At 69.3% G+C, this 11,022-nt stretch carries 10 protein-coding genes; 3 read left to right on the top strand and 7 right to left on the bottom strand.

From position 1 onward, the window contains the following. Positions 1-89 precede the first annotated feature (89 nt). On the top strand, positions 90-884 hold the full coding sequence (locus ACGFIF_RS42320) for an ABC transporter permease (protein WP_393163209.1): 795 nt from the start codon (positions 90-92) through the stop codon (positions 882-884). Positions 885-933: 49 nt separating this feature from the next. Here ACGFIF_RS42320 and ACGFIF_RS42315 read toward each other — a convergent pair whose 3' ends face one another. Beyond that, positions 934-1,701 carry an SDR family NAD(P)-dependent oxidoreductase gene (locus ACGFIF_RS42315; RefSeq protein ID WP_393163207.1) on the bottom strand — a complete coding sequence of 256 codons (768 nt, stop codon included), beginning with the start codon at positions 1,699-1,701 and terminating at the stop codon, positions 934-936. A 118-nt stretch (positions 1,702-1,819) separates the two neighbouring features. Here ACGFIF_RS42315 and ACGFIF_RS42310 point away from each other — a divergent pair, with 118 nt between their 5' ends. Next, complete coding sequence (locus ACGFIF_RS42310) at positions 1,820-2,359, top strand: GNAT family N-acetyltransferase (protein WP_393163205.1); 540 nt, start codon at positions 1,820-1,822, stop codon at positions 2,357-2,359. Here the strand turns inward: ACGFIF_RS42310 and ACGFIF_RS42305 are convergent. From ACGFIF_RS42305 to ACGFIF_RS42280, 6 genes are read right to left on the bottom strand one after another with little or no spacing between them, the layout of a single operon-like run. After that, the gene (locus ACGFIF_RS42305; RefSeq protein WP_393163203.1) at positions 2,356-3,180 is read right to left on the bottom strand and encodes a bifunctional allantoicase/(S)-ureidoglycine aminohydrolase; all 825 of its coding nucleotides are present in this window, start codon (positions 3,178-3,180) and stop codon (positions 2,356-2,358) included. The two genes, ACGFIF_RS42310 and ACGFIF_RS42305, sit on opposite strands and share 4 nt — an antisense overlap. Beyond that, on the bottom strand, positions 3,177-4,523 hold the full coding sequence (allB, locus tag ACGFIF_RS42300; RefSeq protein ID WP_393163201.1) for an allantoinase AllB: 1,347 nt from the start codon (positions 4,521-4,523) through the stop codon (positions 3,177-3,179). The genes ACGFIF_RS42305 and allB overlap by 4 nt, the downstream gene beginning before the upstream one ends. After that, complete coding sequence (locus ACGFIF_RS42295; protein WP_393163199.1) at positions 4,520-5,698, bottom strand: glycerate kinase; 1,179 nt, start codon at positions 5,696-5,698, stop codon at positions 4,520-4,522. The genes allB and ACGFIF_RS42295 overlap by 4 nt, the downstream gene beginning before the upstream one ends. Next, complete coding sequence (gcl, locus tag ACGFIF_RS42290; RefSeq protein ID WP_393163197.1) at positions 5,698-7,473, bottom strand: glyoxylate carboligase; 1,776 nt, start codon at positions 7,471-7,473, stop codon at positions 5,698-5,700. The genes ACGFIF_RS42295 and gcl overlap by 1 nt, the downstream gene beginning before the upstream one ends. Beyond that, positions 7,473-8,357 (bottom strand): 2-hydroxy-3-oxopropionate reductase, encoded by an 885-nt coding sequence (locus tag ACGFIF_RS42285; RefSeq protein WP_393163195.1) that lies wholly within the window; start codon positions 8,355-8,357, stop codon positions 7,473-7,475. The genes gcl and ACGFIF_RS42285 overlap by 1 nt, the downstream gene beginning before the upstream one ends. Before the next feature lie 22 nt (positions 8,358-8,379). Beyond that, on the bottom strand, positions 8,380-9,192 hold the full coding sequence (locus ACGFIF_RS42280) for a hydroxypyruvate isomerase family protein (protein ID WP_393163193.1): 813 nt from the start codon (positions 9,190-9,192) through the stop codon (positions 8,380-8,382). Positions 9,193-9,367: 175 nt separating this feature from the next. Here ACGFIF_RS42280 and ACGFIF_RS42275 point away from each other — a divergent pair, with 175 nt between their 5' ends. Continuing rightward, a complete protein-coding gene (locus ACGFIF_RS42275; protein WP_393163192.1) occupies positions 9,368-10,900 on the top strand; it encodes a PucR family transcriptional regulator in 1,533 nt (510 codons plus the stop codon). The last annotated feature ends 122 nt before the right edge of the window (positions 10,901-11,022 follow it).

The following is an 11,022-nucleotide window of genomic DNA, read 5'->3' as shown; positions in this document are numbered from 1 at the left end:
CGGTCGCTGCGCTCCCTCCGCTCCTCAGTCCAGGCCGGGGGCCCCATGACCGGGCTCCCTCCACTCCTCAGTCCAGGCCGGGAGGCCCCATGACCGCACTCGGATGGGCCTTGGCCGACAGTTGGACGATCGCGCGGCGGACCCTGGTGCACTGGCGGATGCAGCCGGGGCTGGTGATCTTCAACTGGTTCTTCCCGGTGCTGATGCTGCTGATGTTCGGTGCGCTGCTCGGCGGCGCGATGGACTTCCCGGACGGTCAGTCGTACTACGAGCTGCTGGTGCCGGGCATCTTCGCGCTGGCGATGCTGTTCGGGCTGGAAGGCACGATGACGGCGGTCACCCAGGACAAGGACAAGGGGGTGACGGACCGGTTCCGGTCGTTGCCGATGAGTTCGGCGGCCGTCGTTCTCGGGCGGTGCATCGCGGACATGCTCGACTCGGCGGTGACGCTGATCGTGCTGGTCGCGGCCGGGCTCGCGCTCGGCTGGCGGTTCCACGAAGGGCTGCCGTCGGCGCTGGCGGCGTTCGGGTTGCTGCTGTTGCTGCGGTTCGCGTTGCTGTGGGTGGGGATCTTCATCGGGCTGACGGTGAAGAACGCGCAGAGCGTGACGATGGTGCAGGTGCTGGTTTGGCCGATCGGCTTCCTGTCGAGCGCCTTCGTCGCCACCTCCACGATGCCGGACTGGCTCGGAACCATTGCCCAGTGGAACCCGCTCTCCGCCACCGCAACCGCGTCCCGAGCGCTCTTCGGTAACCCCGACCCCTCCTCGACAGCCAGCTGGATCGGCACGCACGCGGAGGTGGCGGCAGTCGTCGCTCCGCTCCTCCTGATCGCGGTCTTCCTGCCGCTGTCAGCCCACCGATTCCGCACGCTGTCGCAGTAGGGCAGACCGGGTTCTGGCGGCGGGCACCTCCGCCGCCAGAACCCCTTGCTCACGGCATCAGTTGGCCGCCGTTGACCTCGATGATCTGGCCGGTGACGTAGGAACTCATCCGCTCCGAGGCCAGGAACAGGATGGTGCCGACGCACTCGTGCGGGGTGCCGGTGCGGCCCATCGGGATGGTCGCGATCATCCCGTTCAGCTGGTCCTCGGCGGTGTGCCGATCGTGGAACGGGGTCTTGATCACCCCGGGCGAGATCGCGTTGACGCGGATGCCGTCCGGTGCGAGCTCCTTGGCCAGGCCGCGGGTGAAGGTGCTGACCGCACCCTTGCTGGTCGCGTACACGACCGACCCGCCGCCCCCGCCGTGCCGGCCGGCGATCGAGGTGACGTTGATGATGTTGCCACCGCCCTGCCCGCGGAACACCGGCACGATCCGGCGGGACAGCGCGAACACCGAGGTCAGGTTCACGTCCAGGATCCGGCGGAACTCCTCGTCCGGTACGTCGGTCACCGGTGAGCGGTTGACCAGGTCACCGGCGTTGTTCACGAGTACGTCGATCCGCCCGTGCCTCGCCAGTACCTCGTCGATCAACTTGCCCGCCGAGGCCGGGTCGGCCAGGTCGGCCTGGTGCACGGACGCCGTACCGCCGGCCGTCTGGACCGCTCCCAGCGTGTGCTGCGCGCCCGCTTCGTTGCGGTGGTAGTGCAGCGCGACCGTCGCCCCGGTCTCCGCGAACCCGACCGCGGCCGCGGCCCCGATCCCGCTGCTGGCGCCGGTCACGACGACGACCTGATCCCTGAAATCCAGATATGCCATGCGCCCTATCCTGCCCGCCTCGCGATCGGCACGCCTGTCCGCGGGTGTGCGCGCCGGTCCGCGGGTGTACGCGCCGGGAGAGGGTTTGCCCGCGCGGTGTCGGCGGTAGATTCGATGAATGGGATATGCGCTGGGGCAGCTGGATCTTCGGCGGTGGCGGACAGCTGATGCACTGCGGTTGTCGGCGGCGCACCAGGATCCCGAGATGGTCTACCAGGGCGGGATCGTGGACACGGCCTCCGCCGTCGACTGGATCGGCCGGGTCGCCGACCTGGACAACGGGCACGTGTACGCCGTCGCGGACGCCGACGACCACCCGATCGGCTGCGTGGCGGTGACGAACATCGACCGGCACCAGGTGGGCTGGACCTGGTACTGGACACTCGCCGAGGTCCGCGGCCAGGGCATCGCCCGGGACGCACTTCGCGCGCTGGCCGACTGGGCCCACCACGACGCCGGTCTCTACCGGCTCGAGCTCGGCCACCGGCTGAACAACCCGGCCTCGTGCGGGGTGGCCGGTAGCGCCGGCTTCCTCTACGAGGGCCTGGAGCGCCAGCGGCTCGCGTACGACGGAACGCGGTACGACGTCGAGCGGCACGCGCGCCTGGCCACCGACCCGCTGACCCCACCCCAACGCCCGGTGACCATCAGCGCTTAGAGGGTCAGCTTGGGGTGCCGGTTGACGTCCTTGTAGAGCAGGTAGCGGAACCGGCCCGGTCCGCCGGCGTAGCAGGCCTGTGGGCAGAACGCCCGCAGCCACATGAAGTCGCCCTCCTGGACCTCGACCCAGTCCTTGTTCAGCAGGTAGACCGCCTTGCCCTCGAGCACGTACAGACCGTGTTCCATCACGTGCGTCTCGGGGAACGGGATCACCCCGCCGGGCTCGAAGCTGACGATGTTGACGTGCATGTCGTGGCGTACGTCGTCCGGGTCGACGAACCGCTGCGTCTTCCACCGGCCCTCGGTGTCCGGCATCTCCACACCCTCGACGTCGACCTCGTTGGTGACGAACGCTTCGGGTACGTCGATCCCCTCGACCCGCTCGTACGCCTTCCGGACCAGGTGGAACCGGGCCACCTGCTCGCTGGTGTTGTGCAGCGTCCAGTCGGCCGACGGCGGCAGGAACGCGTATCCCCCGGCGCCGAGGTCGTGCTTCTCACCGGAGATCGTCAGCGTCACGTTGCCTTCGACAACGAACACGACCACCTCGGCGCTCGGATCGGTCTCCGGCTTGTCGCTGCCGCCGCCCGGCGCGACCTCGACGATGTACTGCGAGAACGTCTCCGCGAACCCGGACAGCGGCCGGGCGATCACCCAGAGCCGGGTGTCGTCCCAGAACGGCAGCCGGCTGGTGACGATGTCGCGCATGGTTCCACGCGGCAGGACGGCGTACGCCTCGGTGAAGATCGCGCGGTCGGTGGTCAGGTCGGTCTGCGCGGGCAGTCCGCCACTCGGAGAGTAGTAGCGGGGCGCGGTCATGGGGCCTCCCGGTCTGGACTGAGGAGCCGTCCGCGGGGGCCGGCGGTGATGTCGACGGGTTCGCCACGCAGCCAGGTGCTGCGGACGAGGCCGTCGAGCGGCCGTCCGTCGTACGGGGTGATGGCGTTCTTGTGGTGCAGGGTGTTGACGTCCACCACGAATGTCTCGTCGGGTGCGAAGACGCAGAAGTCCGCGTCGTACCCGACCTCGAGGCTGCCCTTGTGCCGCAGACCCGTCTGCGCCGCCGGTGCCTGACACATCCAGCGGGCGACATCGGTCAGGGTGTGGCCGCGTCGGTGTGCTTCGGTCCAAACCGCGGGCAGGTCGAGCTGGAGTGAGGCGATACCGCCCCAGGCTTCGCCGAAGTCACCGGTGTCGAGCCGCTTGAGATCAGCCGTGGACGGCGAGTGGTCGGAGACGACCAGGTCGATGGTTTGGTCGCGCAGACCGTTCCACAGCTGGTCACGATTGGCTGCCTCGCGGATCGGCGGGCAGCACTTGTACTGCGTCGCGCCGTCGGGAATCTCCTCGGCGCTGAACGTGAGGTAGTGCGGGCAGGTCTCCGCGGTGATCCGGACGCCGTCGCGGCGGGCTTTCGCGAGGAGCGGCAGTACGTCGGAGCTGGAGACGTGCAGGATGTGCACCCGGCAACCGGTCTGGCGGGCGAGGTCGATGACGTCGGCAACGGCTTTGTTCTCCGCCTCGCGGGGGCGGGAGTGCAGGAAATCTCGGTAGCTCGCGCCGTGCGGTGCCGGGGCGCTGTCGATTCCGTGGGCGTCCTCGGCGTGCACGATCAGCAAGCCGTCGAATGCGGCGATCTCGCGCATGACCGGCTCCAGCTCGTCCGGAGCCAACGGCGGGAACTCGTCGACGCCGCTGTGCAACAGGAAGCACTTGAAGCCGAAGACGCCGGCCTCGTGCAGCGGGCGCAGTTGGGCGAGGTTGCCCGGAATCGCGCCGCCCCAGAAACCGGTATCGACGTACGCCTGGCTCGCGGCGGTCTTCCGCTTGAGCTCCAAGGCCGGTACGTCGCAGGTCGGCGGAATGCTGTTGAGCGGCATGTCGATGATCGTGGTGACGCCACCGGCCGCCGCCGCTCTGGTCGCGCTGGTGAAGCCTTCCCACTCCGTGCGGCCCGGGTCGTTGACGTGCACGTGCGAGTCGACCAGGCCGGGCATCAGCACCTCGTCGTCGGTCAGGACCAGCTCGTCGACGCTGTCGAGGTCGGCGTCGTACGGCGCGATCGCGACGATCCGGCCGTCACGCACTCCCACGGCGCGGGCCACCTCGCCCGCAGCACTCACCACCCGGCGTGCCCTGACGACGAGGTCCAGCGCGGTCATGCGAAGCCCCTCTCGGTTGCTGTCATCGTAGATCTCAGCAGGTGATCAGCCGCGATCCGTTCACCGAGTTGCCGCAGAAGCGGGATGGGCTCGGCGATGCACCGCCGTACGTCGGGCTCCAGGTCGGTCAGCGCGTAGGCAGCGGTGATGCCGGCCTGACGGAGCCGGTCTGGGTTCAGGCGGTTGGTCCCACAGACAGCGACCACCGGGATGCCAGCGACTCCAGCCGCTGCGGCTACACCGGCGACCGCCTTGCCGTGCAGCGTCTGCTCGTCGAGCGCCCCTTCCCCGGTGATCACGAGATCCGCGCCGTCGAGGTGCTGGTGAAATCCGACCAGGTCGAGCATGAGTCCGATCCCAGGCCGAAGTTCCGCGCCGAGCAACGCCACCGCCGCGAAGCCGACTCCACCGGCAGCGCCGGCGCCAGGAGCGTCGCGGAGGTCCCGCCCGGTCTCCCGAGCGACCAGATCGGCCCATTGGGCTAGGGCGGCGTCCAGTTGCTTGACCTGTGCGGGGTCGGCGCCCTTCTGCGGGCCGTAGGTGGCTGCTGCACCGGACGGGCCGGTCAGCGGGTTGTCTACGTCGCAGGCGACGACTACCTCGACGCCCGCCAGGCGCTCGGTCAGTGCGGTCAGGTCAACGGACGCCAACGCGCTCAAGGCCGCGCCGCCCTCGGCGAGGTCCGCGCCGTTGGCGTCGTACAGCTTGGCGCCCAGTGCGCGGACCAGACCTGCTCCTCCGTCCGTGCAGGCGCTGCCGCCGATGCCGAGGATGATGCGGGTGCAGCCGCTGTCGATCGCGGCGGCTATCAGCTCGCCGGTGCCGCGGGACGTTGCGGTCATCGGGGCCGGTCGGCCGCCGGGGAGGCGCACCAGGCCGGAGACATCGGCCAACTCCACGACGGCGACGTCGCCACCGCCGCCTCCCCGCCGGCGGGCGAAGCCGGTGCGGGTTGGCTCGCCGGTGGGGCCGGAGGCTGTTACGGGGACGAACTGGAAGCCTGCGGCGACGGCGGCGGCGAGGGTACCGTCGCCGCCGTCGGCCACTGGTACGGCGTCCACGGTCGCGTCCGGGCAGAGTCGTCGTACGCCCTCGCGCACGGCAACCGCGACCTGGTTGCTGGTGAGGCTGCCTTTGAACTTGTCGGAGGCAACAACCACCCGGGACCCAGCCATCAGCGGAGTTGGGCTATTGCGGTGGGGGCGTCTTCGGGGTGCTCGGCCAGGGGTTCGAACTCGTTGATGTTGTCGATCTCCTGGCCCATGGAGACGTTGGTGACCCGCTCGAGGATGACCTCGACGACGACCGGGACCTGGTATTCGACCATCAGCTTCTTGGCCTGTTCCAGGGCCGGCAGGATCTCGTCCGGAGCTGAGACCCTGATCGCCTTGCAGCCCAGGCCTTCCGCGACCTTGACGTGGTCGACACCGTAGCCGTTGACCTCAGGGCTGTTGATGTTCTCGAACGACAGTTGCACGCAGAAGTCCATGTCGAAACCGCGCTGCGCCTGACGGATCAGGCCCAGGTACGAGTTGTTCACGACGACGTGGATGTAGGGGATGTTGAACTGCGCACCCACCGCCAGCTCCTCGATCAGGAACTGCAAGTCGTAGTCACCCGACAGCGCGACCACAGTGCTCTCCGGATCCGCCACCGCAACCCCCAGCGTGGCGGGCACGGTCCAGCCGAGCGGTCCCGCCTGGCCGGCGTTGATCCAGTGCCGCGGCCGGTACACGTGCAGCATCTGAGCAGCCTGGATCTGCGACAACCCGATGGTGCTGACGTACCGGGTGTCGGGTCCGAAGGCCCGGTTCATCTCCTCGTAGACGCGCTGCGGCTTGATCGGCACGTTGTCGAAGTGCGTCTTGCGCTGCAGCGTCGTACGCCGCTCCTGGCACTCCTCCACCCACGCCGAACGGTCGGCCAGCCGACCCGCGGCAGCCCATTCGCGCGCGACCTCGACGAACACCTCGAGCGCCAGGCGAGCGTCGGAGGCGATGCCGTAGTCCGGTGCGAAGACCCGGCCGATCTGGGTCGGCTCGATGTCGACGTGGATGAACTTCCGGTCCTTGGTGTAGGTCTCGACGGAGCCGGTGTGCCGGTTCGCCCAGCGGTTCCCGATGCCGAACACCAGGTCCGAGGCCAGCAGCGTCGCGTTGCCGTACCGGTGCGACGTCTGCAGGCCGACCATACCGGCGGTCAGCGGGTGGTCGTCCGGGATCGCGCCCCAGCCCATCAGGGTCGGGACGACCGGTATGCCGACGATCTCGGCGAACTCGACCAGCAGGTCGGACGCGTCGGCGTTGACCACGCCACCGCCGGCCACGATCAGCGGGCGTTCGGCGTCGTTCAGCAGCGTGAGCGCCTTCTCGGCCTGCGCCCGCGTCGCGGCCGGCTTGGCCACCGGCAGCGGCTCGTACGTGTCGATGTCGAAGTCGATCTCGGCCACCTGGACGTCCACCGGCAGGTCGATGAGCACGGGACCCGGACGACCTTCGCGCATCAACTGGAAGGCCTTCTGGAACGTGCCCGGCACCTGGGCCGGCTCCATCACCGTGACCGCCCACTTCGCAACCGGCTTGGCGATCGAGGAGATGTCGACGGCCTGGAAGTCTTCCTTGTGCAATTTGGCCACCGGTGCCTGACCGGTGATGCACAGGATCGGGATCGAGTCGGCACTCGCGGAGTACAGGCCGGTGATCATGTCGGTTCCGGCCGGTCCCGACGTACCGATGCAGACGCCGATGTTTCCGGCGCGCGCCCGGGTGTAACCCTCGGCCATGTGCGAGGCACCCTCGACGTGGCGGGCCAGCACGTGCTTGATCCCGCCGTGCTTCTTCATCGCGCTGTAGAAGGGGTTGATCGCGGCACCCGGCAGACCGAAGGTCTGGGTGCTGCCCTCCTTCTCCAGGATCAGGACCGCGGCGTCGACCGCGCGCATGCGGGCCATCAGTCCGATGCCTTTCCGGACAGCCGCTCCACGCCGCGCAGCAGCGCGGAGTGGTCGAGGCCCCCGTCACCGTTGGCCCGGGCGGACGCCACCAGCTGCGCGACCAGCGAGCCCAGCGGTACGGCGACCCCGGCCTCGCGGGCGGCCGCGGTGACGATGCCCATGTCCTTGTGGTGCAGGTCGATCCGGAAGCCCGGCTGGAAGGAGCGGGACAGCATGGTCTCCTTCTTCTGGTTCAGCACCGACGAGCCGGCCAGGCCGCCGCCGAGGACCTCCAGGGCGGCTTTGGTGTCGACGCCGTACGCCTCCAGGAAGATGACGGCCTCGGACAGCGCCTGGATGTTGGCGGCGACGATCAGCTGATTGGCCGCCTTGACGGTCTGGCCGGAGCCGCTCGGTCCGACGTGGACGACGGTCTTGCCGACGACGTCGAACAGCGGCTTGGCGGCCTCGAAGTCGTCGGCGTCGCCGCCGACCATGATCGAGAGCGCGGCGTTCTTCGCGCCGGCCTCGCCGCCGGAGACGGGAGCGTCCAGCACCCGGAAGCCCAGCGCCCGGGCCTGCTCGGCCAGTTGCTGGGTGACATCGGGCCGGATGCTGGAGAAGTCGATGATCAGCGAGCCGGTCTCGGCGTTCTGGAAGACGCCACCCTCGGTGGTCAGTACGTCCTCGACGTCGGGCGAGTCGGGCACCATCACGCAGATCACGTCGGCGCCCTTGACCGCGTCGGCGACCGAGGACGCGTAGCGTCCACCCGCCTCGACCAGCGGTTCGCCGCGCTCGGGTGAGCGGTCGAGACCTGCCACGGAGTGCCCGGCGTTGGCCAGGTGGACGGCCATCGGGCTGCCCATGATGCCGAGGCCGATGAAGGCGATGTTCGTCATGTCGGAATCTCCAAAAGGTGTCTCAGCCGGCCACGGCGCGCTGCGCGCGCGGGAGCCAGCCGAAGCTGTCGACGGTGGTGGTGGACGGCTTGTACTCGAGGCCGATCCAGCCGGAGTAGCCGTTGGCGGCGAGGGCGATGAGCTGCCGGTCGAGTGAGAGCGTGCCCGTGCCCGGCTCGTTGCGGCCGGGGGCGTCGGCGATCTGTACGTGCGCGATGCGGTCGATGTGCTCCGCGATCACCCGATCGACGTCGTCGCCGTTGACCGCGAGGTGGTAGAGGTCGGCGAGCAGCCCGACGTTCGAGGCCTGCACCCGGTCGATCACGGCCAGTACGTCGGCCGCGGTCAGCAGCGGGTACCTCTCGGCACCGCTGACCGGCTCGAGGAGCACGACGCCGTCGATCCGCGCGGCAGCCTGAGCGGCGAGGGTGAGGTTCTCGACCGCGAGGTCGTCCTGCTCGCTCTCTGCGTGGTCGTCGGACCGGTTGCCGTAGAGGGCGTTGAAGGCCCGGCAACCGAGTCGCTCGCCGATGCCGATGGTGACGTCGATGTTGTCCCGGAACTCACCGGACCGCTTCGGCCAGGACACCAGGCCGCGGTCACCGCCCGGCATGTCGCCGGCGAAGAAGTTCAGGCCGGTCAACTGGACGCCGGCGTCCTCGATCGCGGTCACGAACGCGTCGACGTGCCGGTCCGTCGGCACCGCCTCGACGAACGGCCACCAGAACTCGACGGCACCGAAACCGGCCCGCCGGGCGGCCGCCGGGCGCTCCAGCAGAGGCAGCTCGGTGAACAGCAGCGAGCAGTTCACCGTGTAGCGCAGCGGGTTACTCATGGCATCCAGCTTTCCGTATTGCGGAAGTTAATTTCTGTTCTGCGAAAGGACGATAGGCGCGGCATCGGGACGGCGTCAAGGGTGGGTCGTGGTTCCAGCGGGCCCTCCGGGCGTTGTACGTTCCTCTGAGGACCGGTCGCCATGCCGATCGCGGGCCGGCCGAAGGAGGTGCGCCGTGCTGCTGTCCGAGCTGCTCGACGCGCCCGAGCTGGGGCTGCGCCTGCTGCACCTGGCCGAGGAGGCACTCGAGCGTCCGATCGGCCGGTTGGTCACCACCGACCTGCTCGAACCCGGCCGCTACTTGAACGGCGGCGAACTGGTCCTCACCGGTCTGGTCTGGCGACGCAGCGACGCGGACAGCGAGACCTTCGTGACCTCGATGGCCAAGCGCGGCGCCACCACGATCCTTGCCGGGAAGGCGCTGCTCGGGGCCGTCCCCGTCGACCTGCTCGAGGCCTGCCGCCGGCATCAGGTCACCCTCGTCGAGGTGCCCACGGAGGTAGCGTTCGCGGATATCACCGAGTACGTCGCGGCCGCTGGCTCGGTCGAGACAGGTGCCCGGCTGTCCGCGAGTCTGGTGCGTCAGCGCCAGATGCTGTCGTCGATCGCGTCCGGCCGGAGTCTCGACGAACTCGCGGACCGCATCACGGCCGAGATCGGGCACGACTGCCGAGTGATCACACCGACCGGTCGGCACGTCGTACCCGGGCCCGGTGAGTTGGACGAAGAGGTACTCGACGTGATCTCGCGGCGGTTCCTCACCGCGGATCGCACTCCTGCGGTCGCGGATGCCGGAGGTACGCCGTACAGCCTCTTCCCGGTCGGGTCGGGCCTGGGCAATCGGCTGACGGCGTGGCTGTTGGTCATCGAGGGCGACCACACGGAGTGGTCCCGCGACCATGTCGAGGCGGTGCACGAGTTGTGCGCGATCGCCGCGCTGGACCGGGCCCGCCGGGACGAGGGGCGGATGGCGCTGCGGCCTCTCGTGGCTGACGCGCTGGCCCTGGTCGAGTCCGGCGCTCCACATGCCGAGGTCGCAACGCGACTCCGGCAGGCGGGTGCGCGGTCGGATCTGCCGATGGTGGTCGCCGTGGCCGAGCTGCGGGACGACGGACCGAGCGAGGTCGCGATCACGCTGCTCGAGGATGTCGCGCTCACGGTCGGGCCTGCGGTGGTGGCGCCGGGGCGTGACGGTGTTCTGGTCGCTCTGTTGCCGTTCGTCCCAGGGTTGCCGGATCAGCTCCGGAGGGCGTTCGGCCGACTGTCACCGGGGCTCGTGCGCGCGAGGCTCGGGGTCGGCGTCAGCGGCGAGACCACCGTCGATGCGTTGGCGGGTGCGCTCGAAGAGGCGCGGTTCGCGCATCGGGTGGCTCGCGCCGCGAGTACGCCGGTGTCGGTGGTCACCTCGGAAGAGGTCGCCTCACACGTGCTCCTGCTCGCCACGTTGCCCGACGACGTACGGCGTACCTACACCCACCGGGTGCTCGGGCCGGTGCTCGAGCACGATCGTCGTACCCATGCCGACCTGCTCACCACGTTGCAGGAGTTCCTCGCCTGCGACGGCTCGTGGTCGCGGGCGGCCGAGGCACTACACCTGCATGTCAACACGGTTCGCTACCGGATCGAACGCGTAGAGCAACTGACCGGACGCGATCTGTCCCGGCTCGAGGACCGGGTCGACGTGTTCCTCGCCCTCAAGTCGCTCTGAACCGCTGGGTTTGGGTGATCACACAAAACGGGGCCCGCCGGAGCGGGGGATCTTCGGAGGTTCACGGGGTGCAAACGCGGTCGGCGTGAGCCGATGCTGTCGTGCAGATCACTAAACCGCCG

This window comes from Kribbella sp. NPDC049174, assembly GCF_043197365.1.
Taxonomy (GTDB): domain Bacteria; phylum Actinomycetota; class Actinomycetes; order Propionibacteriales; family Kribbellaceae; genus Kribbella.
This window is presented reverse-complemented; position numbering and strand designations above follow the sequence as displayed.

Excerpts from the sequence above, each read along its gene's own strand:
- gcl (WP_393163197.1), bottom strand. The coding sequence starts at position 7,473 with ATGGCCCGCATGCGCGCGGTCGACGCCGCGGTCCTGATCCTGGAGAAG.
- ACGFIF_RS42305 (WP_393163203.1), bottom strand. The coding sequence starts at position 3,180 with ATGACCGCGCCCCGCTACTACTCTCCGAGTGGCGGACTGCCCGCGCAG.
- ACGFIF_RS42285 (WP_393163195.1), bottom strand. The coding sequence starts at position 8,357 with ATGACGAACATCGCCTTCATCGGCCTCGGCATCATGGGCAGCCCGATG.
- ACGFIF_RS42310 (WP_393163205.1), top strand. The coding sequence starts at position 1,820 with ATGGGATATGCGCTGGGGCAGCTGGATCTTCGGCGGTGGCGGACAGCT.
- ACGFIF_RS42280 (WP_393163193.1), bottom strand. The coding sequence starts at position 9,192 with ATGAGTAACCCGCTGCGCTACACGGTGAACTGCTCGCTGCTGTTCACC.
- ACGFIF_RS42315 (WP_393163207.1), bottom strand. The coding sequence starts at position 1,701 with ATGGCATATCTGGATTTCAGGGATCAGGTCGTCGTCGTGACCGGCGCC.
- ACGFIF_RS42295 (WP_393163199.1), bottom strand. The coding sequence starts at position 5,698 with ATGGCTGGGTCCCGGGTGGTTGTTGCCTCCGACAAGTTCAAAGGCAGC.
- ACGFIF_RS42320 (WP_393163209.1), top strand. The coding sequence starts at position 90 with ATGACCGCACTCGGATGGGCCTTGGCCGACAGTTGGACGATCGCGCGG.
- allB (WP_393163201.1), bottom strand. The coding sequence starts at position 4,523 with ATGACCGCGCTGGACCTCGTCGTCAGGGCACGCCGGGTGGTGAGTGCT.